This is a genomic window from Paraburkholderia sediminicola, from assembly GCF_046026855.1.
Taxonomy (GTDB): domain Bacteria; phylum Pseudomonadota; class Gammaproteobacteria; order Burkholderiales; family Burkholderiaceae; genus Paraburkholderia; species Paraburkholderia sediminicola_A.
In genome coordinates, this window is record NZ_JAQQET010000015.1 from 64,121 (window position 1) to 89,348 (window position 25,228).

The 25,228-nt window shown below is 62.2% G+C and carries 19 protein-coding genes and 1 pseudogene; 12 read left to right on the plus strand and 8 right to left on the minus strand.

Annotated elements, in window-relative coordinates; genetic code table 11:
• Nucleotides 1–220: 220 nt before the first annotated feature.
• The 4 genes from PQR40_RS18055 to pdxR all read right to left on the minus strand — a co-directional run bounded on the left by PQR40_RS18055 (nt 221) and on the right by pdxR (nt 5,597).
• Nucleotides 221–673, minus strand: coding sequence for an HU family DNA-binding protein (locus PQR40_RS18055; protein ID WP_028198339.1), 453 nt, complete (start codon nt 671–673; stop codon nt 221–223).
• A gap of 441 nt (nt 674–1,114) precedes the next feature.
• Entirely contained in the window at nt 1,115–1,885 is a 771-nt protein-coding gene (locus PQR40_RS18060; protein WP_408509513.1) for a tetratricopeptide repeat protein, read from the minus strand.
• Nucleotides 1,882–3,930, minus strand: coding sequence for a bifunctional 2',3'-cyclic-nucleotide 2'-phosphodiesterase/3'-nucleotidase (locus tag PQR40_RS18065; protein ID WP_408387871.1), 2,049 nt, complete (start codon nt 3,928–3,930; stop codon nt 1,882–1,884). The genes PQR40_RS18060 and PQR40_RS18065 overlap by 4 nt, the downstream gene beginning before the upstream one ends.
• Nucleotides 3,931–4,118: 188 nt before the next feature.
• Entirely contained in the window at nt 4,119–5,597 is a 1,479-nt protein-coding gene (pdxR, locus tag PQR40_RS18070) for a MocR-like pyridoxine biosynthesis transcription factor PdxR (RefSeq protein WP_408337224.1), read from the minus strand.
• A gap of 113 nt (nt 5,598–5,710) precedes the next feature.
• Between pdxR and PQR40_RS18075 the strand changes: the two genes are divergently transcribed.
• The gene (locus PQR40_RS18075; RefSeq protein ID WP_408228136.1) at nt 5,711–6,148 is read left to right on the plus strand and encodes a carboxymuconolactone decarboxylase family protein; all 438 of its coding nucleotides are present in this window, start codon (nt 5,711–5,713) and stop codon (nt 6,146–6,148) included.
• Nucleotides 6,149–6,175: 27 nt separating this feature from the next.
• Here PQR40_RS18075 and PQR40_RS18080 read toward each other — a convergent pair whose 3' ends face one another.
• Nucleotides 6,176–7,717, minus strand: coding sequence for a peptide MFS transporter (locus PQR40_RS18080; RefSeq protein ID WP_408228554.1), 1,542 nt, complete (start codon nt 7,715–7,717; stop codon nt 6,176–6,178).
• A gap of 1,043 nt (nt 7,718–8,760) precedes the next feature.
• Between PQR40_RS18080 and relB the strand changes: the two genes are divergently transcribed.
• From relB to PQR40_RS18115, 7 genes and pseudogenes are all read left to right on the plus strand, one after another.
• The gene (gene relB, locus PQR40_RS18085; RefSeq protein ID WP_408228139.1) at nt 8,761–9,333 is read left to right on the plus strand and encodes a type II toxin-antitoxin system RelB family anti-toxin; all 573 of its coding nucleotides are present in this window, start codon (nt 8,761–8,763) and stop codon (nt 9,331–9,333) included.
• Between the two features lie 180 nt (nt 9,334–9,513).
• Complete coding sequence (locus PQR40_RS18090) at nt 9,514–11,130, plus strand: peptide ABC transporter substrate-binding protein (protein ID WP_408228142.1); 1,617 nt, start codon at nt 9,514–9,516, stop codon at nt 11,128–11,130.
• 16 nt (nt 11,131–11,146) lie between these two features.
• Nucleotides 11,147–12,085 carry an ABC transporter permease subunit gene (locus PQR40_RS18095; protein ID WP_408228145.1) on the plus strand — a complete coding sequence of 313 codons (939 nt, stop codon included), beginning with the start codon at nt 11,147–11,149 and terminating at the stop codon, nt 12,083–12,085.
• A 3-nt stretch (nt 12,086–12,088) separates the two neighbouring features.
• Nucleotides 12,089–13,003, plus strand: coding sequence for an ABC transporter permease (locus tag PQR40_RS18100; RefSeq protein WP_408228148.1), 915 nt, complete (start codon nt 12,089–12,091; stop codon nt 13,001–13,003).
• Between the two features lies 1 nt (nt 13,004).
• A complete protein-coding gene (locus PQR40_RS18105; protein ID WP_408228151.1) occupies nt 13,005–14,000 on the plus strand; it encodes an ABC transporter ATP-binding protein in 996 nt (331 codons plus the stop codon).
• Nucleotides 13,997–15,061, plus strand: coding sequence for an ABC transporter ATP-binding protein (locus tag PQR40_RS18110; protein ID WP_408228154.1), 1,065 nt, complete (start codon nt 13,997–13,999; stop codon nt 15,059–15,061). Before PQR40_RS18105 ends, PQR40_RS18110 begins: the two co-directional genes overlap by 4 nt.
• 128 nt (nt 15,062–15,189) lie before the next feature.
• Nucleotides 15,190–15,375 (plus strand): annotated as a pseudogene (locus PQR40_RS18115) (OprD family outer membrane porin); the annotation flags it as partial.
• A gap of 10 nt (nt 15,376–15,385) precedes the next feature.
• On the opposite strand, the gene PQR40_RS18120 reads toward PQR40_RS18115, so the two are convergent.
• Nucleotides 15,386–16,060 carry a response regulator gene (locus tag PQR40_RS18120; protein ID WP_408228157.1) on the minus strand — a complete coding sequence of 225 codons (675 nt, stop codon included), beginning with the start codon at nt 16,058–16,060 and terminating at the stop codon, nt 15,386–15,388.
• Between the two features lie 149 nt (nt 16,061–16,209).
• Between PQR40_RS18120 and PQR40_RS18125 the strand changes: the two genes are divergently transcribed.
• A complete protein-coding gene (locus tag PQR40_RS18125; RefSeq protein WP_408387873.1) occupies nt 16,210–19,623 on the plus strand; it encodes a hybrid sensor histidine kinase/response regulator in 3,414 nt (1,137 codons plus the stop codon).
• A gap of 215 nt (nt 19,624–19,838) precedes the next feature.
• Complete coding sequence (locus PQR40_RS18130) at nt 19,839–21,332, plus strand: YadA-like family protein (protein WP_408387875.1); 1,494 nt, start codon at nt 19,839–19,841, stop codon at nt 21,330–21,332.
• Nucleotides 21,333–21,504: 172 nt separating this feature from the next.
• Here PQR40_RS18130 and PQR40_RS18135 read toward each other — a convergent pair whose 3' ends face one another.
• Nucleotides 21,505–22,005, minus strand: coding sequence for a GNAT family N-acetyltransferase (locus tag PQR40_RS18135; protein ID WP_408228166.1), 501 nt, complete (start codon nt 22,003–22,005; stop codon nt 21,505–21,507).
• Between the two features lie 10 nt (nt 22,006–22,015).
• A complete protein-coding gene (locus PQR40_RS18140; protein WP_408228170.1) occupies nt 22,016–22,894 on the minus strand; it encodes an IclR family transcriptional regulator in 879 nt (292 codons plus the stop codon).
• 303 nt (nt 22,895–23,197) lie between these two features.
• On the opposite strand from PQR40_RS18140, the gene PQR40_RS18145 reads away from it, so the two are divergent.
• Entirely contained in the window at nt 23,198–24,289 is a 1,092-nt protein-coding gene (locus PQR40_RS18145; protein ID WP_408228173.1) for an ABC transporter ATP-binding protein, read from the plus strand.
• Complete coding sequence (locus PQR40_RS18150) at nt 24,282–25,196, plus strand: ABC transporter permease (RefSeq protein WP_408228176.1); 915 nt, start codon at nt 24,282–24,284, stop codon at nt 25,194–25,196. Before PQR40_RS18145 ends, PQR40_RS18150 begins: the two co-directional genes overlap by 8 nt.
• Nucleotides 25,197–25,228: the final 32 nt, after the last annotated feature.

The window sequence follows — 25,228 nt, forward strand, 5'->3', positions numbered from 1 at the left end:
TGCATAAGGGGCACCGTGGCGGGCGGCGGCGAATGCGCGGACCGCAGCAGGCGCGCATAAAAAATCCCCGGGGATTTGCATCCACGGGGATTTGGACAACTCGCACTGCGGGTCGGCTCAAACGTTAATCACGGTTAAAAGCGTACGGTTAAAAGCCCACGGCTAAAAACGCACCGTTAAAAACCCACGCTCAAAAACCGCGACAACGCATCAAGCACGATCAGCCTGCTGCTGCGTCTTTCAGCTTCTTCAGCGGACGTGCCTTGATGCGCACGCTAGCCGGCTTGGCCGGGAACCAACGCTCTTCGCCCGAGAACGGGTCTTTGCCGAAGCGCTTCTTCTTCGCCGGCACAGCTTGCACGACGATCTTCAGAAGACCCGACAGCGTGAATTCGCCAGCGCCCTTCTTGTGCACTGCGCCGAGGATCGTGTCTTCGAGCGCGGCCAGCACAGCCTTGGCAGCCTTCGGTTCAACAGCAGCGCGTTCAGCGACGTGAGCAGCCAGCGAGGCCTTCGTGAAGGTGTCCTTGATCGGCGACGGAGCGCTGGACGCCTTCACGGCGACCTTCTTAGCTGCGACGGCTTTCTTCGCAGGAACTTTCTTTGCAGCAACCTTCTTGGTCGGTACCGGGGCAGCAGCCTTCTTGGCCACCTTTTTTGCGGAAGTCGGCATGTTTCTCCTACCTGTAGTGGTCAGTGAATTGCACGAAGCGCATACGGTATGTGCACGCTTCAACGCCGGATTCTACAAGCGCTAATGCGATTTGCGCGACTCTTTTGTGTATAACAGCGAAGGTTTGTTGCGTGGCGCAGACTGCGCAACACATTTTGATCCTTGTTTTAGCGGGTAAACGTGCGTCGGCGAGGTCTGCAACACGAACACGTAACGCGCGTTACAAGTCGTTTCGATGCATGAATAGAGGCACTTTCGGTGCCGGGCGATGCCCGGCGGATCGCGAATCGAAGCGACGCGATCGCCAGATCGCCGCTCTCCGGCGCGCTCGCGATGCCGATTCACGCGGCGGAAAAAACACGCCCCCTGCAGCGAAAGTCTCTGCAGGGGGCGGCTAACGTTGCTCTGCGACAGAAAATCGCAGGCCGCTTCAACGCGCGATCAGGGCCGGCTGACGTGTTTCAGATCGTGCTCGCTCTCTTTTACGTGGGCCCAGTACGCGTCTTCGTCACGCGCCATGCCGAGTTCGCCATTGCGATACGCGATTGCCAGCGCCAGATTGGCCTCGGGTAACTCCGCACTGGCCGCGCGTGTCAGCCATTGCAACGCCAGGACGTCGTCGTGCGGCAGCGTCGTGCCGAAACGATATTCGTTGGCGAGCTGGAATTGCGCGAGCGGCACGCCCGCTTGCGCAGCCTGTTCCAGCCAGCGAATCGCGAGACGCGGATCACGCGCGACGCCGTAGCCGTTGCGATAAAGCGTCGACAGATCGTAAGCAGCCTGCGGATCATGCAATGCGGATTCGCTCAACCAGCGGCGGCTTTCCACGTAATCCGGCGTAATGCCGGGCAGTCCGCGCAACAGCAGATGTCCGAGTGTGGCTCGTGCGCCCGCCACACCGCCGAGCGCAAGTTGACGATACAACTCGACGCCTTGGCGCCGTTCGTGGAGTTGCGCCGAGCTCACCAGCACGTCGGCGAGAGCCTCACGCGCCGCCGCGTTACCGAACGCCGCGGCGAGGCGCAACCGCCACACCGGCCACGCCGCGTGCGTGGCCGTGCCCTGCATGCGCCAAGCGTCGATTTGCACATTCGACACGGGCGTCGCCACGCGCGTGGCCGCGACCGTGGCGAGCGTACCGGCGGCAATCACGACGGCCACCGCGATGGTCGCCGCCACGGCCGCGGGCTGCAAAGAGAAGCGCGCGGTCATTGGTTGAGGTTCACCGAGTAGACCGCAAGACCCTTGCCGGTGCCGTCGTCGGTCTGGATCTGGGTAACGTTGGTGATGCCGTTGGTCTGCGCGAGCGCCACCAGGTTCGGCGCCGCCTTGAACGTCACCTGCCCGGCCGTCGCCACTTTCGTGAAACGCCAGCTACGGTCGCTGCCGTTGTTCGCCGCCTTGATGGCCTGCACCTTCTTGATGTAAGCGATCAGGACGTCGCGGCTTGCATCTGGCGAGGCGTAAATCGTCTTGCTGCCATCCAGACCCGGGAAATTGCCGCCGCCGCTCGCGCGATAGTTGTTGGTCGCGACGATAAACGACTGCGCGTCCGAGATCGCCGCACCCTGATATTTCAGGTTGCGGATCCGGCTGCCGACGGCCTGCGTGACGTCGATCTCATAGCTGAAATCCTTCGACGTGATGATGTCGAAGTTATAGCCCGGATAGGTACTGACCAGCGCCTGCGCTGCCGTATTGGCCGGATCGATCTTGTTGAAGCGCTTCGCTGCGGTTTCGAGCCACGCCTTCAGATCGGCGCCCGTCACCTTCACCGCGTAGATCGTGTTCGGGTACAGGTAGAGGTCGGCGGCGTTGTTGATCGCAACGTTGCCTTGCGAGACGTCGGTGAAATCGTTGCCGCCGCCAAAGCCGCTCTTGAACGGCGCGCTCACCGACAACACCGGAATGCCCGCATATTGCGGCAGATTCGCGGAAATGTAGTCCTGCACGTAAGCGGCCTGCGCCTGGTTGACGATCTCGATGGCCGATACGTCGCCCACATCCGCGAAATAGGTGCTCATGCGGAAATCGGTCGTGCCGATCGGTGTTTTCACATAGTTGATGGTCGCGTTGTGTTCGGCTGCGATCGCCTGCGAAATCGCCGGATCGACTGCCACGTAGCTGTTATCCGCGTTCTGGATCGAGCGCGCTTCCGCCGTGCTCGACGTGCGGTCCACCGTCCAAGTACCGTTCGTGTAGTTCAGCGCGAGTTTGATCACGCCGAGATGCTTGCCCCAGAAATTCGCCATCACGGTCGGCACGCCGTTGACGGTGCCCTTCACCTTGTCGACGCCCGGCAGGTTGAATTGCGTGACCGTGCTGTTCTTGTCGGGGAATACCTGATGCGAATGGCCGATCAGCATCGCGTCGATGCCGGGCACCTTCGAAAGATAGTAGCTGCCGTTTTCCATCGACGGCGAATAGGTCGAATTGTCGAGCCCGCCATGCGACATCGCGACGATAATCTGCGCGCCCTTCGCCTTCATTTCCGGCACGTACTTCGACGCACTTTCCACCAGCCCCTGCGTGTAGACGTTGCCGTCGAGCCAGCGCTTGTCCCATGCCATGATCGCGGGCGGCGTGAAACCGATCACGCCGATTTTCACCGGCGCGCCAATGGTCTTGCCGTCGGGCGTCGTGGCGGTGAGCGTGCGCTCGAGGATCGTGTACGGCCTGAAAATCGGCTGCTGCGATTTCGCGCCGAGCACGTTCGAGAGCACCAGCGGAAAGTTCGGCCCCGCGCATGCCGGTTGCGACGCGACCGGGCTCATGTTCGGCACGTCGAATGCGTTGCCGGTGACTTGCGCAAGGAACGGCAGGCCGTAGTTGAATTCGTGATTGCCGATCGTGCCCGCGTCGTACTTCAGCAGGTTCATCACCTTGTAGACGCCGAGCGTCGTCTTGCAATCGATCGGCGCGACCTGCGCCTCGTAGTCGGCGAGCGCTGTGCCCTGGATCGTGTCGCCGTCGTCGAGCAACATCGTGTTCGGGAATTCCTTGCGCGCCGCCGCGATCAGCGTCGCCGTGCGCTCCAGACCGAGCGACTTGTCTTCAGCCAGCTTGTAGTAATCGTAGCTGAGGAGATTGGTGTGGATGTCGGTGGTTTCCAGCAACGCGAGCGTCGCCTTCGTACCGTTCGCCACCTGCGGCTGCGACTGCGGCGTATCGATGTCGCTGCTGCTGCATGCCGCGATGCCGATCGCGCTCAGCGCGCCTAGTGCACCCAGGGCACCGGCCGCGCGAAGCGTGCGCATCCTTTTTCCTGCCATAAACGTAACTCGCATCCCTGCCATCCTCCGGTTTGTCGTGTTGTCGCGCCGGTCCATCCGGGCCGGCACTGCCTTACAAACAATTACAGAGGCGCAAGGTTACGATTGCTTTGTGACACTGATTTGTATGGCGTTAGATAGGTTTAAGTAATGTTATTACGTGTTCCGGGTCGTCAGCGCGTGAGGCGCGGCAGGATACCGGCGAGCTTCGTGAGCGCCGCGTCGATATGTTCGACGGCGATGCTGCCGTAGCCGAACATCAAGCTGGGCTGCGGCTTCACGCGCTGATGAAACGGTGCGAGCCCATACAAACCGATCGACGCTTCACGCGCGGCGCTCACCAGCGCCGCCTCGGTCAACGGCGCCTTCAGCCGCGTGGCCATATGGATGCCGGCGACCGGCACGATCGGTTCGAACCACGGCGCGAGATCGCCCCGCAGATGCTTCAGCAGCATCGCGCGACGGCCCGCATAGATCTTATGCATGCGCCGCAGATGTTTGGCGAAGTCGCCATTGAGCATGAAGGTCGCGAGCGCGGTTTGCGTGAGCGTGCAGCCGTGCCAGTCGGCGATCTGCCGGGCCTTGAAAAGCGGACCATAGAGGGAGGCCGGCGGCACCACGTAGCCGACCCGCAGCTCCGGGAAAATGGTCTTCGAAAACGTGCCCACGTAGGCGACGAGACCGGCGCGGTCGAGGCTTTTCAGCGGCTCCATCGGCCGGCCTTCGAAACGGTACTCGCAGTCGTAATCGTCCTCGATGATCACGGCGCCACGTTTCTGCGCCCATTCGAGCAACTCGACGCGCCGCTCCAGACTCATCGGCATGCCGAGCGGGAACTGATGCGAGGGCGTCACGTAGACAAGCCGTGCCTTGTCCGGGAGCTTGCTCACGATCAGGCCTTCGGCGTCCACCGGCACCGGCACCACGCGTGCGCCCGTGGCCATGAAGCATGCTCGCGCCGGCGGGTAGCCGGGGTCTTCGAGCGCCGCGATTTCGCCGGGACGCAAGGTGATGCGCGCGATCAGATCGAGCGCGTGCTGCGCGCCTTGCGTGACGATCACCTCATCCCAGTTGCTCACGACCGCCCGGTTGAACGCCAGGTAGCGCGAAATCGCGAGACGCAACTCCTGCTCGCCGGCCGCGTCGCGGTAGGTGCCTGGGCCGCGCGCCTGCACACGCAAAGCGTGGTTCACACAACGGCGCCAGACGTCGAAGGGGAACAGCGATTTGTCGGTCGCGCCGCCGACGAAATCGTGCGGCGAGGCCACCGTGGGCAACGGCAACGGCAGGGGCTCGGACATCTGCTCCCACAGAGGCTGGGCGCGCGCCGCCGATTTCGGTTTCGCTTTCGCCCGTTCGCGCGCCGTCTCGGCGGCCCGAGCATGCGGCGAGCGCTCCACCGGCAGACGCTCCAGACCGTCCGCCACGAAGGTGCCCGAACCGGCGCGAGCACTCAGATAGCCCTCAGAAAGCAACCGTTCGAATGCCTCGAGCGTGGTCTTGCGCGACACGCCCAGTTGCGTGGCGAGGTCGCGCGTGGACGGCAAACGCGTGCCGCCGGCGAGGCGCCCTTCGAGTACGCCGGCACGCAACTGCCGATAGATCTGTCCGGACAGATCGTGACGCCCTTCTACCGCGATATGGATCTCCATCCGAGTGGTTACCTCAAATATCCGAGAAATGGTTATTCCGAAAGACCAATACCAATCGTAAGCTTACCTCCATCGCCGCCATCGGAGCGGAAACTTACGATAAGGAACAGTGCATGCAAGCCCGTCTCGACTTCTACAAAGCCAGCCCAAGCGGCACCCGTGCGATGCTCGCGCTCGAAGAAACCATTGGCAAAAGCACGATCGACAAACCGCTCGCGGAACTGGTGCGGATCCGCGCGTCACAACTGAACGGCTGCGCGTTCTGCCTCGACATGCACGTGACGGACGCGCGCAAGCACGGCGAAACCGAACGGCGTCTGGCAACGGTAGCGGCGTGGCGCGAAGCGCCGTTCTTCACCGATCGCGAGCGTGCGGCGCTCGAATGGACCGAATCGGTCACGCTGGTCGCGCAAACACGCGTACCGGACGAGGTGTGGGAAGCGGTGAAGCCGCATTTCACCGAACAGGAGATTAGCGACCTGACCTTGTTGATCATTGCGATCAACGGCTGGAACCGGATTGCGGTTTCTTTCCGGAAAATGCCGGAGTAAATGTGCGGAGTAGATGCGCGCCGCAGATTACTCCGCCACCGCCCCACTCAATGCAGCGGTTTGCCGCGCATTCTCACGCGCTTCGTCGCTGCAACGCTGATGTTCACGCGACAGCTTGCGCATCAGCGGCAACAGCAGCACGGCAACCAGCGCACCCACTGCCGCGAGCCAGCCCAGGCCCGTAAACAGCTTGACGTACAACGGCAACGATTCGAGCGGGTCCATATCGCCCGCCGGCATCTGCGCGAAGTTCGCGACCACGCTGCCCAGATACTGCGACACGCCGGTTGCCACGAAATAAGCGCCCATCATGAAGCCGCTCATCCGCGCCGGCACGTAGCGCGCGATCATCGCGAGACCCAGCCCGCTCACCAGCAGTTCACCGAGCGAATACAAGCCGTAACCGCCCACCATGAACCATGACGACACGCGCCCGTTCACCGCATAGTTGCCGCTCGCCGCATACACGAAGAAGCCAGCCGCCACCACCGCGAAGCCGAACGCGTACTTGACCGCCACCGGCACGTCCTTGCCGCTCTTCGCGAGCTTCGTATAGAGCAACGCGAGCAGCGGGCTCAGCAACATGATCCAGATCGGATTGAGGGCCTGGAACTGCGCGGCGCTCCACGTGAACAGCGTCTCGCCGAACAGCACGAAGCGCGGATCGACGTTGCGCAGCGCGAACAGCGTGAGCGACGTCGACATCTGCACGTAGAACACGAAAAACAGGATCACCTGCGCGGTCAGGATCAGCGCGGCAACCAGACCCGAGCGCTCCGAGCGTTCGCACTTCATCAGCATGTAGCCGAAGATCGCCAGAATCGCGACGCCCGCCGTGTACACGCAAGCCACCGCAATCGCCTTGTGCTGCAGCACGAACATCGTTACGGTGCCGAGCACGATACCACCCAGCGCGACCGCGCCGACGCGCTTCCAGCGGATCGGTCCGGCGTCCGGCGCGGAGCCGATATGCGCGAGCGTGCGGAACATGATGAAGTAGTTCAGCACCGACAGTAGCATGCCCGCGCAGCAGACCGCGAATGCCGTGTGCCACCCCCAATGGTCCTTGATCCACGGCGTCGCGAGCATCGACGCTGTCGAGCCGATATTGACCGCCATGTAGTAGATCGTGAATGCGCTGTCGATGCGCGCGTCGTCGCCTTCATAGATGCGGCGCACGAGGTTCGCGGCGTTCGCCTTGAACAGCCCGTTGCCCACCACGATCACGCCGAGCGACGCGTACATGTAGCTCAATTGCTCGTTGGGCAGTGCCAGCATGAAATAGCCGGCCGCCAGCACGCCGGCGCCGAAAATCATCGTGCGGCGCGCGCCGAGAATCTTGTCGCCGATCCAGCCGCCGATCGACGGCGATGCGTACACCAGTGCCGTGAACGCGCCCCACGTGAGGGTGGCGTGGCTGTCGGTGAAGTTCAGCTTGTCGATCATGAACAGGACCAGCAGCGCGGCCATCCCGTAGTAACCAAAGCGCTCCCACATCTCGATCAGAAAGACTGTCGAGAACGAACGGCTCTGCGAGACGCGCGCGCCGGGGGGATTGGACGAATTCATCATGTGCCTCTTGTTCTTACGGTTACGGCGGCGCGTGGGCTGGCCACGCGCCGCGAAAAACTGGATCTGGAAAAACGGTCGATGGACCATGCGCGACGCGACACACACATTTGCCTATGCATGTGCGTAGTCGGTGGCACGTTCATCTACGTGTTCATCTGGAAACTGAGCCGCGCGCTCATTTGCAAACTGAATTGCAAACTGAGGCGCCGGTACCAGCAGAAAAACCAGGGAATGGGACAGGGGCCCGCCACGCGGTCCGCCCCGAAGGAAGTCCCCCTAAGGGGCACCCCGAAGGAAATCGTCCGGGAGGCCGCTGCGTCACATCGGGCTCGGGCTCCGGCAAGCGGAACGGGCTCAATGATAAAGCATCGCGGGAAATGGGGATCCGGAGGCCGGCCATCCGGAGGCCGGCGATCTGGACGGCGGCTATCCGGCGGGCGGCAGACGGCGGCCACGCCAAGCGGCGGGCGCAATGCCCGCGGCGGGAAAAATCGGCAGTAATAGTGATGTCCTCATGCCGGCCAGCGTTCGGATGGAACGTGCCGGACAACGCTCCGCCGCGCAGGATCGCTGCGTGCGGAATGAAAAACAGCGGCCGGCGTCGCGTCTGATACAAACACGTGTGCCCAACCGCCAAGCGGGGCTGATTCTGCAAATAGAAGCACGATTCGTCACTCAGGGAATTCACTGATGCCACGCCAATTACCTGTTGTTACACGCGATAGCAGCTTCGCTGCGCAATCGCGTGTGGCTGAAAATAGTCTTTGATGTCATGGCTTTAACGATTCCCCATACTCAATCTGCATAAATGCCGACACCCTTACAATGCAGCAGTCTTTACCGCATCCACCTTCAGTTTCTGGTCGACCCCGGTCAAAACGGCGGGTGCGAATTTCGGTTCTGGCAACATAGAGCGTTGTCTCGAACATGCGGCCCCTTGCACGGCCGGGCGCTGAACGGCCCGCCACCCCGGCCTGGACCGCAATCAAACCATATTTACTTATATCAAACAAATTTTGACGGGCTAATTTCCTCCTGCTATGGTCACGACAATTCAAAAGAAGAATCCGGCACTCGAACTCGGCAGTAAGATCCGCGCGCTGCGCCAACGTCTCAAGCGCACGCTGGATGACACGGCAACAGCGGCGGGTATTTCCAAACCGTTTTTGTCGCAAGTCGAACGCGGTCTGGCATCACCGTCCATCACTTCGCTGGCCGGGATTGCCCACGCACTCGGGGTGACGGTGCAGTATTTCGTCGACACACCAAGCGAAGAACGCTCGATGTGCCGCGGCGATCAGTTGAAGTTTTTCGGTTTTGCGGACTCGGCCAATCTGTTTGCACGGCTGACCAATCTGACGGGCGGCCGTCAACTCGAAGCGATCCTCGTGAGGATGCCGCCCGGGCAGAAGCGCTCGGAAGTCACCACGCACGCCGGTGAGGAGTTTGTGTATGTGATCGACGGCGAAGTGTCGTTGACGCTGGAAGGCAAGACGTTCGTGCTGCACGCGGGAGACAGCGCGCATTACGAATCGACGGTGCCGCATAGCTGGGCGAATACCGCTCGTATCGAGTCGGTGGTCGTCTGGGTGGGCACACCGAGACTGTTCTAAAAAGCAGGCACCTTTTCCGGTTGATCCGGCCAGGGTTTGCCTGCATTACGCAATGTAAGGAATCCTGCATGTCGCGCAACCAACACGGGCAACAAGGGCCTCCCCGGCCCGAGCACCGCAGATAACCGGGCGCCTGGCGCCAGCGCGTTCTTCTCTCGACCTTTCCTGCGATCTCAACCGATGAAAACCCCGTTCGTCTACGCGACGGCGCTGACCGCGCTCGTCCTTACGTTTCAGCCTTCCGCCTTCGCCGTCACGGTGCCCGCAGGTGTCACGCTCGCTGCCAGCCAGGAGATGACCCGCCAGGTGCCGGCCGAAACCGAATCGCTCGACCCCGCGCATATCGAATCCTGGACCGGCGACACGATCGCGCTCGACATGTTCGAAGGTCTGACGCGCATCGACGCGGCCGGTGCGATCGTGCCGGGCGTCGCACAATCGTGGACGCGCACCGGGCCGACTACGTGGGTTTTCAAGCTGCGCCACGACGCGCGCTGGAGCAATGGCCAGCCGGTCACGGCGGCTGACTTCATCTATGCATGGCAACGCGTGCTCGATCCGAAGACGGGTTCGAAATACACGGTGCTGGTCGAATTCGTGAAGAACGCCAAGGCGATTCTCGCCGGCAAGGCACCGCTGACGAGTCTCGCCGCGCGCGCCATCGATCCGTACACGCTCGAAGTCACCACCGAAGTGCCCGCCGCCTTCTTCCCGCAACTGACCGCCATGCCGGCCATGGCCCCGGTCAATCGCGAGACCATTACCAAATTCGGCGGCGAGTGGACCCGGCCGGGTAACTTCGTCGGTAACGGCCCGTATGTGCTGACCGACTGGCAACCGAGCAACCGGTTGGTGGCGACCAAAAGCAGTACGTACTGGAATGCCAGCAAGGTCGTGATCACGAAAGTGACCTATCTGCCGATCGAAAACGACGAAACGGCAATGCGTATGTATCAGGCCGGCCAGTTCGACTACACGTATTCGATTCCGTCGGGCATCTACGCACAGCTCAGCAAACAGTTCGGCTCCGAACTGAAAACCGGCCTGCAGATCGCGACCTACTACTACAGCCTGAACAACGAAGACCCGGCATTCAAGGACAAGCGCGTGCGCCAGGCGCTGGCGATGGTGCTGGACCGCGATCTGCTGACCAGGCGTCTAACGGCCGACGGCGAGGTGCCGATGTACGGCCTGATCGCCAAGGGCACGCAAGGCGCGAACGTCTTCACGCCCGACTGGGCAAGCTGGCCGATGGCCAAACGCGTCGATTACGCACGCAACCTGCTGAAGGCCGCAGGCTATTCGGACGCGAAGCCGCTGACGTTCACCCTCACCTACAACACCAACGACCTGCACAAGAAGGTCGCGCTGTTTGCCACGTCGGAATGGCGCACCAAGCTCGGCGTGACCGCCAGGCTCGAAAACGTCGAATACAAGGTCCTGCTCAAGCAACGCCACGACGGCAAGGTGCAGGCCTCGCGCGACGGCTGGTTCGTCGACTACAACGACGCCAACTCGTTTTTCGATCTGATACGCTGCAACAGCGTGCAGAACGATCAGCGCTACTGCAACCCGCAAGTCGACAAGCTGGTCGATGAAGGCAACCAGCAACTCGACGACGCGAAGCGCACCGCCCTGCTCACGCAGGCGCACGATCTGGCGATGAACGACTACCCGCTGGTATCGCTCTTCCAGTACTCGGCGGACCGACTGGTCAAATCGTATGTGGGCGGCTACACGTCGACCAATTACGTCGACCAGCGCGCCACGCAAGACATGTACCTGATCAAGCACTAAGCGCGGGAGCACCGTCATGCTGGCTTACACGCTGCGCCGCACGCTCTGGGCGATCCCGACGATTCTCGCCGTGATCACCGCGTGCTATCTGCTGCTGCACCTCACCCCCGGCGGGCCGTTCGATACGGAGAAACACCTGTCGGCGGCCGTGCTCGCGAACCTCAACGCCAAGTATCACCTCGACGAGCCGCTGTGGTTGCAGTACCTCCACTACCTCGGCTCGCTGCTGCATGGCGATCTCGGTCCGTCATTCCGCTACGCCGACTGGTCGGTCAACGATCTGGTGTGGAAGGCTTTGCCGGTGAGTCTCGGCGTAGGCGGCGTGTCGGTGCCGATCGCGCTCGTGATCGGCGTCACGCTCGGCACGCTGGCCGCCGTACGGCGCGACCGTTTCATCGATCACCTGGTGATGGTGCTCGGCAATATCGGCAACGTCGTTCCGCCGTTCGTGCTGGGTCCGGTGCTGGTGTGGATCTTCGCGATCCTGCTCAAGACTTCCGCAGGCAACGGCTGGCTGCCGGCCGGCGGCTGGGGCGATGGCGAGTGGCGCTATCGTGTGCTGCCGATCGTGCTGCTCACCATCATCAATGTCGCCGGCATTGCCCGCGTGATGCGCGGCAGCATGATCGAGGTGCTGTCGGGCAACTTCATCCGCACCGCACGCGCCAAGGGTCTGCCGGGCCGCACGATCGTGTTGCGCCACGCGATGAAACCAGCGCTGATGCCGGTGGTGTCGCTGCTCGGCTCGATCTGCATCTCGTCGATTACCGCCGCGGTGGTCACCGAGTCGGTGTTCGCGCTGCCCGGCCTCGGCCAACTGGTCGTCAATGGCGCGATCAACCGCGACTACACCCTCGTGCTCGGCCTCGTCGTGCTGACCACCGCGGTCGCCGTCCTGTTCAATCTGCTGGTCGATCTGGCGTATGCCTGGCTCGATCCGCGCATCCGGTACTGAACCATGCCCCGCTCAATTCAATCGACTGCCGCAGCGCTCGATCCGCTCGCGGCTATCGCAAGAGCGCCGCGTTCGCGCGGGCCGCTCGCTACCGCCGCGATGCGCTTCGTGCGCAATCGCGCGGCGTTCGCCAGCTTCGTCGTCCTGCTGCTGATCGTCATAGCGTGCGTGGCCGGTCCGTGGTTTCTGCCGAACAATCCGATCGACAGCGACTGGAGCGCAATCAGCCTCGCGCCGACGCTCTCGAACATGCACTGGTTCGGCACCGACGAACTCGGCCGCGATCTGCTCGCGCGCACGCTGCAGGGCGGACGCGTCTCGCTGGAAGTCGGTCTGCTCGGCACGCTGGTGTCCGGCCTGATCGGCGTAGCGTACGGCGCCACCGCCGGCTATCTGGGCGGCCGCGTCGATGCGGTGATGATGCGCATCGTCGACATGATGTACGCGATCCCCTACATGCTGATCGCGATCCTGATGATGACGATGTTCGGCCGTGCGTTCTATCTCGTCGTGCTGACGATCAGCGCATTCTCGTGGCTCGATATGGCGCGCGTGGTGCGCGGCCAGACGCTGTCGCTGCGCTCACGCGAATTCATCGACGCCGCGCGCGCAATCGGTGTGAGTTCGCGTTCGATCATCGCGCGTCACATCGTGCCGAATCTGCTCGGCGTGGTGGTGGTATACGCCAGCGTGACCGTGCCCAATATCGTGCTGACCGAATCCGTGCTGTCGTTCCTCGGCCTCGGCGTGCAGGAACCCATGACAAGCTGGGGCGTCCTGATTCAGGACGGTGCGCAGAAGCTCGAATCGATGCCGTGGCTGCTGCTGTGCCCCGCGGTGATGCTGTGCGTCACCTTGTACTGCGTGAATTTCGTCGGCGACGGTCTGCGCGACGCATTCGATCCGAAGGACCGCTGACATGCCGCTACTCGAAGTCAAAGACCTGAGCGTGCGCTTTACGCGCCGCGAAGGCGCGCCCGTCGACGCGGTGCAGCGCGTATCGTTCTCGCTCGAAGCGGGCCGCACGCTCGGCATCGTCGGCGAATCGGGCTCCGGGAAAAGTCAGACCGTGATGGCGCTGCTCGGCCTCCTGGCCGGCAACGGCAAGGTGTCCGGTGAAGCAAAGTATCGCGGCGAGAACCTGCTGACGATGAACGAAGCCGAGCTGAACCGGATTCGCGGCGACCGCATCGGCATGATCTTTCAGGATCCGATGACCTCGCTCAATCCGTTCCTGACGATTGAACGGCAGATGACCGAGACGCTGCAACTGCATCGCAAGATGTCGCGCCGCGAAGCACGCCGCCGCGCAATCGAAACGCTGGAAACGGTGCGCATTCCCGATGCCGCGCGCCGCATCAACATGTATCCGCACGAGTTTTCTGGGGGTATGCGGCAACGCGTGATGATCGCGATGGCGCTGCTCTCCGAGCCGGAAATCCTGATCGCCGACGAGCCGACCACCGCGCTCGACGTGACTGTGCAGGCGCAGATCATCGAGCTGTTGCGCGAACTGAACCGCGAACGCGGCACTGCGATCATTCTGATCACGCACGACATGGGCGTCGTGGCCGGTTTGTGCGACGACGTGATGGTGATGTATGCCGGCCAGACCGTCGAGCAAGCTAACGCCGCCACGCTGTTCGCCGCGCCGACGCACCCGTACACGATCGGCCTGCTGAACGCCCTGCCGCGTCTGACCGATGACGATGACCGTCCGCTGCAAACCATTCCCGGCAACCCGCCGTTGCCGGGTGAAGTCGGTGAGGGCTGCGCATTCGCGCCGCGCTGCGCGTATTGCTCCGACCGGTGCCGCGAATCGCGGCCTGAGCTCACGGTGTCGCCCACGGCCGCCGACGCGTTGCGCGCATGCCATCGACCGGTGCGGGAAATCATGGAGGTACAACACGTATGAACACCACTTCCATTGCCAACCAGCGTCAAGACCAGAATCAGGATCCGGCAACCCTCCTGTCGGTCGACAACCTCAAGGTGCAATTCGGTGTGCCGCGCGGCGGCTTTCCGTGGTCGGGCAAAGCGACGCTGCGCGCAGTCGACGGCGTATCGTTCAGCGTGCGGCGCGGCGAAACTGTTGGCCTCGTCGGCGAATCGGGTTGCGGCAAGTCCACCCTGGCGCGCGCGATCATCGGCCTCGCGCCGGTGGCAGAAGGCAGCGTGCGCTGGCTCGACAAGGAAACCGTACTGACGGGCGCGCGCCGCGACACCTCGCGCTTGCGCCGCGATGTGCAGATGATCTTCCAGGACCCGCTCGCCTCGCTCGATCCGCGCATGACGATCGAACAGATCGTCGCCGAACCCTTAACCACTTACGGCCAGGACATTGCCCGCATCGACGTGCAGCGGCGTGTTCTGACGATGCTCGAACGCGTCGGTCTCAATGCGCAGCATCTGCGCCGTTATCCGCATGAGTTTTCCGGCGGCCAGTGCCAGCGCGTCGGTATTGCGCGAGCGTTGATCGGCGAGCCGCAACTGGTGATATGCGATGAGCCGGTGTCGGCACTCGACGTGTCGATCCAGGCGCAGATCGTCAACCTGTTGCGCGATCTGCAGCGCGAGTTGTCGCTTTCGCTGCTGTTTGTCGCGCACGATCTCGCGGTCGTCAAAGCAATCAGCCACCGCGTGCTGGTGATGTATCTGGGACGTGTGATGGAATTCGGCGACAAGCGCGACGTGTATGGCACGCCGCGTCATCCATACACGCGCGCGTTGCTGTCGGCCGTGCCGGTGCCCGATCCGGTGGTTGAACGCGCACGCCGTCATCTGCTGTTGCGCGGCGAAATTGCGTCGCCGCTCAGTCCGCCCTCCGGTTGCGCGTTTCGCACGCGCTGCCCGGATGCGATCGAGGCCTGCGCGAACGAAATTCCGCAGCCTGTCACGCATGGTGCGAGCGCGACACGCATCGCATGCATTCGCGTGAGCGACGCCCCGAAGGAAGTGCCCTTGGCGGGTCGCTAAAACAACCAGTCTGCAAACTAAAACCGTATTCCCCCGGCGCGGCAGACCGTCGCGCCCGGGGACTCGTTCGTCCTGTCATCAGCAGGACGAACGATAAGACCGCACGACAACCGCGCGTTTCCGCTGACTTCGACTATGTCAACGAAACCAACGGTATCTACCTGACCAACTCGATGGACGTCGACTACAACGCGCCGCATGAGCAGTCACTGCAATTGCGTTACACGTTCGACGGCAAATACGCCGGCATGCCGGGGCTCAAGGCGATGTTCTGGGGCGAGTATGGCTGGGGCGCGGACGCGTCGGCAGGCGCCATTCACGCATTCACGTAGGCTTAGGCTCAGCCGCGGCGGCGAGTCCCGTTTCGTACGCGAAGCGAAACAGATCCGCGTCGCGTTCAATGCCGAGCTTGCGCATCGCACTGCTTTTCTGCGAACTGACGGTCTGTTTGGTTCGATGCAACTGATCGGCGATTTCATTGACCGACATGCCCGAGACATACAACCGGACGACTTCCGCTTCACGCGGCGTCAGTTTGACTGTCGTCTGTGTACTCGCCGTCCGGACGCGGTTCTGGAGCGGCTCGCGGTTTGCGGCAGGTGAAACGTAGGTCGCACCTGCATATACGGCATGAATCGCCGAAACAAGATGCGCGGCATCATCGACCTTATTGACTACCGAGGCGATTCCGAGCTGGGTGATTTCCCGGATCATCGCCGGATTATCGACCGTCGTGAAGACGATTATCTTGAGGTCGGAAAAGCGGCGGCGAAGGAATGACAGCAAGGTCAGACCGTCGCCATACTCGCCCCCAGGCATCGCATAGTCCGTGACGAGAATGTCGCACCGCACGCGGCTCAGTAGTTCAAGAATCTCCGTCGAATTCCGTGCGGTGCCGACGATATCGATAGTCGGAATATCCGCAAGTGCATACCGGATGCCAGCAATGAGGGTCGGATGATCGTCCGCAAGCACCAGCCTGATTTTCGTCGAGTTCATTTAACAGGATCTTTTGACAGCATCATCGGGGAACAGTATAAGAGAACGGGACTTTAGACGTCCCAGCCGGACACGGCGAATCTCACACATGCGGGCGGCTTTATTATCTTTGACCTGCCGCCCCTCCAGATCACCGATTCGATACCAGTATGCCAGTGTCCCGCGAATCCAGACCCCAGGTATTACCGGCCAGCGCGCTCGGCCAATTGCGCCGGTATCAGCGCCTCCTGATGTTCGGCGGCGGCATCGTGGTGACGATTGTCGTGCTATTGGCATTCGCGCTAGATCTTGTTTCGACAGTACGAAGTTATATTGCTGCTGAACAGCAGGCTTATCTTGTCGATCGGAGTCTGGTAACAAGCGAAATAGAAGCCAGTGAAGCGTCGTTTCGAAATGGTTTGATCAGCGCGGAATTGCTTTGGGGAGAAAACCATAGAGCATCGCAAGCGCTGATAAGCAGCTTCGAGGCCGAAGGCAGCGAACTCATTATCCAGCCTTCGCCGGCAGTGCGCCCGCATCTGTTCGTCGGTACCCCGGATCAGCCAGCGTCCCCCGACGACCTCGCGCGCAATCTCGGACTGGCAGTCCAACTGGCGCGCGTCAGCATGGCCGGATCGCTGATGCGAGGTCGCCCGCTGACCGGTTACTACTACAGCACCACCAGCGACCTCACGGGTTTCATTCCGGCGCCATCGCCACGGGATGCCCAGGTCGCGGCTGCGCTCGCGAACCGGCGCGGCCTGCTGGAATCGCTACGGATCGATTTCGGCGATCTGAGCCGCGAGCGCGTAATGGAACCGTTTGCGAGCCGCCGCACGGTGCACTGGCTCGCACCTTTCGTCAATCCGCTCAGCGGTAAACACGTCGTTCGGCTCGCCGCGCCGGCGTACGACCACGGCAAACCATTCGCGGTACTGGTTACCGAATATGCGCCGGGGGAACTGACTGCGCCGTTGTCGGTGGACCGCTTCACCGGCGCATTCATGATCGTGTCTGCCGACGGACAACTGATCGACGCCGCGTCGCGAGATGCACCGTCCGCGGCAATGCTGAAAGCCGCGCTGCATTCGCGTGTTGCGGGCGTCTCAGCAGGACGACCGGCTGAGCATTACGCAGACGGCATCTTTACGATCAGCGACCGCCTCGCCGACACAGGCTGGTCGCTCGTCTACGTATACTCATGGCGCAGTATTGCCGCCGGCGTCGCGTTGCCGGTGGGGACATCGGCCATCACTACCCTTGTGATCATCGTGGTGATGTGGGCGCTGCTGCTCGTGTTCAACAGGCGCGTCTTCGTGCCTGTTTTCGAGCGTTCGCAACACGTCTTCGACAGCGAGCATCTCAGCCGCACGCTGATCGGCACGGCGCCCGTCGGCCTCGGGCTAATCGAGCAGCACTCGGGCAAGCCCCTGCTGCGTAGTCCGGTTATGGCGGAGATGGCCGCGCGCATGACGGTGGACGCGCCAACACTGTCGGCGGAATTCGTCCAACGTCACAACGCGCTGAATCGCGCCGTACGTGACACGAGCCGCGATAGGGGCGCTGACGCCAGCGTGCCGTCGCTCGTCGTGCGTGACGACATGAGCCTGCAAACGCGCGATGGCGAGACGGTACACCTTGCGTTAAGCATCGCGCCGGCACGCTATCAGGGCACGGATGTGCTCGTCGCCGCTTTCTCCGACGTTACCGAAAAACACCGGCTCGAACAGCAATTACTAGCCGCAAAGCAGGCGGCCGATGCCGCGAACGCTGCGAAATCCTCGTTTCTCGCCGCCATGAGCCACGAGATCCGCACACCGTTGAACGCGATTCTCGGCAACCTTGAGTTGCTGGCGCGCTCGCCGCTCACGGACGCGCAGAGCGACCGGCTTGCGACGGTGCGAACGTCGTCGACGGGATTGCTCACGATCATCAGCGACATTCTCGATTTCTCAAAGATCGAGGCCGGTGAGATGTCGCTCGAAGACATCGAATTCGATGTCGTGGACGTCGCGGAGCGTGCGCTCATGATCTTCGCGCCGCTCGCGCATGAGCGCGGCATCCATCTCCACGCGCGCTTTACCACCGCAAGCAGCGTGTGGATGCGAGGCGACCCTACGCGCCTCGGACAGGTCCTTCACAACCTGCTGGGCAACGCGATCAAGTTCACGCCTGCGGGTACGGTTACGCTGCTCCTGTGCGTCGAACCCGGGCCTGATGGCGAACCGGCCATTGCGATCGCCGTGGAGGATACCGGGATCGGTCTGTCCCGCGATCAACTGGACGGGATCTTTCAGGCGTTCACGCAGGCGGATGCATCGATCAACCGGCGCTTCGGTGGCACGGGATTGGGACTCGCGCTATGCCGGCGCCTAGTCGGGGCGATGCGCGGCGAAATAAGCGTCGAAAGCAAGTTGCACGACGGCAGCCGGTTTACCGTACGGCTGCCGCTTGCCGCCAGGATTCCCGTCGCGCCAGACAAGCGGATCTTCAGTGGGCAACGCGCTATTTTCCTCGCGTCGAATGACGCATGGCGCGATTGGGCGATTCCGCATCTCGAAGCATGGGGCCTGCGCACCCACGTGTTCACACATCCCGCGCTCGTCGATGTCGAAATGCTCGCCGCCGCCGATGTTCTGGTCATCTGCGGGGACCATGACAACTGGCATCCCGAGGAAGAAAATCGTCTGGTCGAAGAAGCTTCCCGCATAGTCGACTGCCGCTACGATGGCCCCGCTCGCCCGGTACGTATGAGCCGGATTTTCAGTGTTTCGTGCTACTCGTTGAAAGGCATTCAGGACGCGTTGCGCCAGGCCGTGCTGAACGAAGCGCCATTCGTTGCCACCGGCGAACCAGAAGCCCACACCATGGGTGAAGCTCTGCCTCGCAACGGCCCTCGCCTCCGGGTGCTGGTTGCCGAAGACAACACAGTCAACCGGAAACTCTTTGCCGAACAACTCGAGACACTCGGCTGCGACGCCTATGTCGCTCGCAGCGGCGACGAAGCATTGGATGCGCTATCGAGTGACAAATGGGATGTCCTGCTGACCGACCTCAACATGCCAGGAATGAGCGGTTACGAACTCGCCGATACGGTGCGCCAACGCTGGCCGTCGTTACCCGTTATCGCGGTAACCGCGCACGCGACTACGAACGAGCTGGCTCGCGCTCACGCAGCCGGAATGTCGGCGGTCCTGATCAAGCCGTTGTCCTTGCAGCAACTGTACGACTGCCTGGCCCGCGTGGCACGTGCGGGACAGGCGGTGGTCGAGCCCGGCGATGGCCCGGACGCGGTGTTGGGCACGAAGCCGATTCCCGCGGCGTTGCACGACTCGTTCAAGGCTTCGTCGATAGAATCACTTCGGACGATACGTCAGGCATACGAAGACGGCGACAAACCGAAGCTGCTCGCGGAACTGCACTCGATGAAGGGGACATTTGGGGTGTTCGGTCATTCCTCGCTGGCGCAACAATGGGCCGCACTGGAAACGTTGATAACGCAGGACGATGCGGACAAACGGACTGACGTGCGCGCCGCGCTGGACGATCTCGAAGCGCAGACGCGCACTTTATTCCCGGACTGATCCGCGCCCGCCGTCCGTTCCTGTATCGACCCCAGCGCCGATCATCTGCCTGCCAGTACTGCGGTGACGCACACGTAGCCGGCTATCCGCCCTTCGTTGATTCATCGCACATTCGTACTTGTCAGATACGCTAGCTGTACCAGTCAGATGTTCCAAGGTACGCTAAAAAAATACATTGGCTCCTGTTGATTTCACATATACGAACAGGAGCCGACATGAACACGACATATCGCGTTATCTGGAGCGCCGTCACCAGCACATGGAACGCCGTATCCGAACTTGCGAAAGGACGCCGCAAAGGCGTGTCGCGCCGGCCGCTGGCAATCCTGATCGCCAGCGGCGCGGCCGCGGCCAGCTTCGGCATGGCTGGCGTGGCTCATGCGGATACTTCTGCGACCACTATCGACGGCGACGCCGTGAACACCGCCAGGCTCGACGACGAACAGGCACCCGGCACGGTCGCCCGCAGCCTGACAACGCTGTCGGCGTCGATAAGCGACACGGCGCCCTATTTCAAGGTCAACGGCAAGAACGACGGCACCGATGACGCGATCGCCTCGGGCGACGGCGCTATTGCGATCGGCACAAGCGCCAACGCGAAATTCGCCAACGGTGTCGCTATCGGCAGCGGCGCGGGCGCACTGTACCCGAATGCGGTCGCCGTTGGCAGCAATGCGGCAGCCTCACAGGAGGGTGTCGCCGTGGGGCATGGTGCAAAGGCGGAGAACGTGAACTCGATCGCCGTCGGGTCGGGCGCGCAAGCGAATCTGCATTCCGTTGCGATAGGTGCGGGATCGGTCGCCATCAGCAGCGCGACGGCAGTTGGAGAAGGTGCACTGGCCGGTAATACCAATACGCTCGCGCTCGGCGCCGGCGCACAGGTGATGGGTGTGAATTCGGTGGCGCTCGGTGCGAATTCGGGTACTGCCCGGGCCAACGTGGTAACGGTCGGCGCGCCCGGCGCGGAACGCCAGATCGTCAACGTCGCCGACGGCACGAACGACACCGACGCCGTGAACGTGCGTCAGCTCAAACTGGCCGGACTCGTGGGCGATGACGGCGCGACGCTCGACGCACTGGTCTATGACGCTAGCTCGAACCGCACGTCGGTCACGCTGGGCGGGATCGGTGCGGCGTCGGCAGTAGCGCTGACCAACGTCGCGGCCGGACGCATCGCAGCGGACAGCACGGACGCCGTGAACGGCAGCCAGTTATTCCAGCTCAGCTCGCGTGTCGACGCGCTCGAAGGCGTGCCGGGCAATATCGGTCCGTCACCCGGCGCAGAGGACAATCAGCAGATCGCCCCAGGACGCCTTGATGCCGGCGGCCAGACGGTAACCAATGTCGCGGCGGGGATAGCCGACACTGATGCAGCAAACGTCGGTCAGGTGAATAGCGCCGTTGCATCGGGCGTGCAGCAGGCGAACGCCTACACCGACTCGCGGATCAACGGGCTGCGTTCGGACCTTGACGGCTATCGCAAGGACGCGAACGCCGGTTCCGCTTCGGCGATGGCCATGGCGAATCTGCCGCAGGCCGTGCTGGCGGGTGAAAAGGTCGTGTCGATCGCAGGTGGCACATTCGGCGGCCAGTCAGCGATGGCAGTCGGCCTCTCGACCGCCACGCAAAAATGGATGGTCAAGGGCTCGGTCACGACCAACACGCGCGGCTCGGTCGGTGCCGGTGCAGGTGTGGGCTATCGCTGGTGAGCATCGAAGTACATGTTGCCCGTAGCGGCGCGAGTTGGACATCGTGGTTGCGCGGCCCGGCGAGCAGCCACACCGCAAACCCGATCCGGGCGTATCGATCGGAGTAAGCCCCGCACACCTGAAAACACGCTATGGCTTGCAGACGCTCACGCGGCCACCGCGAATATGCGCCTTATCCGGTGTATGAGAAAACCACGAACTCAAACCCGTTGAAACGGAATTCGGCGACCTCGCGCATTCCCATCCGCACATGCGCGCGAAGCGATGCTTCATTGTCGCGCCGTATGAAGAGAATGCCCTCACGCCCCGGTTCCAGACGCCGCAATTCAGCGAACATAAGCTGCGCGAGCCCCTTGCCACGCGCCTGCGCACTGACGCAGATCGGGCCGTACACATAGGCCTCGGTCGTGCCGTGATACGCAGCGAACATCGCCTGCACGATGGGCAGGTCGCCGTTCATCGCCCGCGTGGTCGTCATCAGAAAACCCGTAATGCGGCCCTCACTGTGTGCAACGATAAGCGGCATGGCGCGCATCATCTCAGCCACCCGCTCGCGTGGCAGGCTGGCGGACAACGCACCGCCACGTTCAATCTGATTGTCGGCCTGAAGCTCCAGAATCCCGTCCAGGTCAGCTTCAATTGCCTTGCGCACAGCCGTTCCGGTTTCTTCCATCTCCGTCCCCTTATCCCGTGATCCGCTCAGTGGTCATCGCACGCGACAAACCATGCATCGGCCGGCGCAACGCGACATCGAACGGGTTGGTTTGCGGGCCGATCGCATCGGCCTGGCGCCGCAGCAATTCGACCACCATTGGCAAACGATCGTCGCCGAGTCGCGCCGCCAGCGTGCCGACGCTCAACGCAGCCACCGCGACGCCGGTGCGATCCAGAATCGGCACCGCCACGCCCGCCATGCCGTCGAGCACACCGCTATTACGCCCCGCGTAACCGAGTTGGCGCACGCGTTCGATCTCGGTGCGCAAATACACTTCGTCGAGCACACCATAGCCGCGAATTCGCGGCACGTTAAAGCGAATGATCTCTTCGCGCTCCGCTTCCGGCAGGAACGCAAGAATCGCCAGGCTCCCCTGACCGACACCCAATGCCACGCGCCCGCCGATATCGCCGGTGAACGAACGAATCGGAAACGGCCCTTCGCAGATGTCGAGACACACCGCGTCGAAGCTGCTTTTGACCAGCAGGAAAATCGTATCGCCAAGACTCGCGCACAAGCGCAGCAACGCGGGGCGGCACAGCGTGCGCATGCCGCTCGGGTTGCCGGCCTGCGCGGCAAGCGCAAAGAAATCCACGCTCAGCCGATACAGCTTCGAATTTTCGTCCTGTTCGACGATGCCTTCCGCGATCAACGCGTGAAGAATGCGGTGCACCGTGCCTTGCGTCAGCCCCACCGCTTTCGCGAGACGCGTGACGCGGCCGCCGTCGGGCTGCGCCTCGGATAACGCACGGATCACAGCGAAGGCGCGCTCCAGCATCCCGGGGCCTGGCGCACTGCCCGTTTCGACCAGTTCGGAATCGACATCTCGTTTGGCGGCAGCATTCATCTCCAGCGCTCCGAATTATTTCATTGACCGGAACACTATAGAGGGTTTTATCCCTGGATGGAATAATACCGGCACGTTCGTTCCATTCGCAATTTTCGCCGAGTCACAGGGATTTTCCGGACGTCATACAGCGGAATAGTTCGCGTACGCATCGCTCCATATATTCCATTTAACGGAATTTTTTAAAAACTTATACCACCAAACGGAATTTGAAATTGACGCGATGTAATTTGGCTGGATAGAGTCGGCTCCATCGAAGCAGTAGCCGATTGAACCGGTGTCGAACCATCCAGAGGCCAGATCATGTCGTTCCTCACACTCACTGACGTAGCGAAATCGTTCGGCGATTTGCAGGCAGTCGCCGACGTGAACCTGTCGGTGGAAAAAGGCGAGTTCGTTTCGCTGCTTGGGCCGTCCGGCTGCGGCAAGACCACCACGTTGCAGATGATCGCGGGTTTTGTCGAAACGACACGCGGGCGTATCACGCTCGACGGCCACGACATCACGCACATGAAGCCGAACAGGCGCGGCCTCGGCATCGTATTCCAGAGCTACGCGCTGTTTCCGCATATGAGCGTCGCGGACAACGTCGGCTTCGGGCTCGAGATGCGCAACATCGACAAGGCCGAGCGCAAGGAGCGTGTGCGCGAAGCGCTGGCGCTGGTGCGGCTCGATACGCTCGCGCACCGCTTTCCGCGCGAGTTGTCCGGCGGTCAGCGGCAGCGCGTGGCACTTGCCCGCGCGATCGTGATCGCGCCGCCCGTGTTGCTGCTCGACGAACCCATGTCGAACCTCGACGCCAAGCTGCGCGAAGACATGCAGTTCGAACTGCGCACTATTCAACGCAAAATCGGTACGACCACCATCATGGTCACGCACGACCAGTCGGAGGCGCTGTCGATCAGTGACCGCGTGGTGGTGATGGAAGCAGGCCGTATTACGCAGATCGATACGCCGTATGAAGCTTACGAGCGACCTGAAAACAGATTCGTCTCGCAGTTCATCGGCAAGGCAAACATGCTGGCGGGCACGGTGGTGGCACGCAACGGCGACGCGATCCGCATCGACCTGGGACACGACCTCGCCGAAACCGGCCACACCGCGCAACTGCCGATGCGCGAACGTGTGATCGGCGTCGGCGATGCTGTGACGTTGTGCATTCGCCCTGAAAAGCTGCGCCTGTGCGCGCCGGACACGGGACGTCTCGCGGCCACTGTGACAAGCCGCTTCTTCCTCGGCAGCCAATGGCTGTACCGCATGGACAGCCGGCTCGGCGAAGTGCTGGTGTGCTGCCAGAACGAAGGCACCGAGCCGCTGCCGGAAGGCGCTACGGTCGGTGTCGACTGGAACAGCGAAGCGATCCGCTTCATTCAACGGGATGCGCTTCATGGCTAGTACGCTGCCCGCTTCGAACAACAACAGCATGAAGACCGGCAATGCGCGCCGCGCGCCGTGGCACGCGTTTTTGCCCTTGTGGCTGATGTGCGCGCCGGCTTTCCTGCTGTTTGCCACGCTCGTACTGGTGCCGCTTGTGATGACGCTGGTGTTGACTTTCTACCGCTTCGATCCGTCGAGCGGCCCGCTCGTCGCATTCCAGTTCGGCAACTATGCGGAAGTGCTGAAATCGTCGTATTTCCACACGATCTTCCTGCGCACCTTTGGCATCGCCTTTCTGACCACTCTGCTGTGCATCGTGATCGGCACGCCCGAAGCGTACGTGCTGTCGCGCATGCGCGATCCGTATCGCTCAATGTTCCTGCTGATCATTCTCGCGCCGCTGCTGGTCTCGGTTGTGGTGCGCGCATTCGGCTGGAGCATGCTGCTCAACAGCAACGGTCTCGTGAATCAGGCGTTCGGCCTCGTCGGGCTCGGACCGTACAAGCTCGAATACACCACCTTCGCCATCGTCATTGCACTGGTGCATGTGATGCTGCCGTTCATGGTGATTCCGGTGTGGACCGCGTTGCAGAAGCTCGACCCGCAAACGGAAAACGCCGCGCTTTCATTGATGGCATCACCCGCCACGACCTTGCGCCGCATCGTGTTGCCGCAACTCACGCCGGGCATTCTGTCGGGCAGCCTGATGGTGTTCGGTCTGTCGGCGAGCGCGTTTGCGATTCCCGGGCTGCTCGGCGGACGGCGCCTGAAAGTTGCCGCCACCGCCGTCTATGACGAGTTCCTCGGCTCGCTGAACTGGCCGCTCGGCGCGACCATCGCGCTCCTGTTGCTGGTCGCGAATCTGATCGTGATGCTCACTTACTACCGGGTTCTGGAACGCAAATACACCAGAAGCCTCGGGTAATGCGTCGGCTCATTCATCGGCCTCACTAAGTA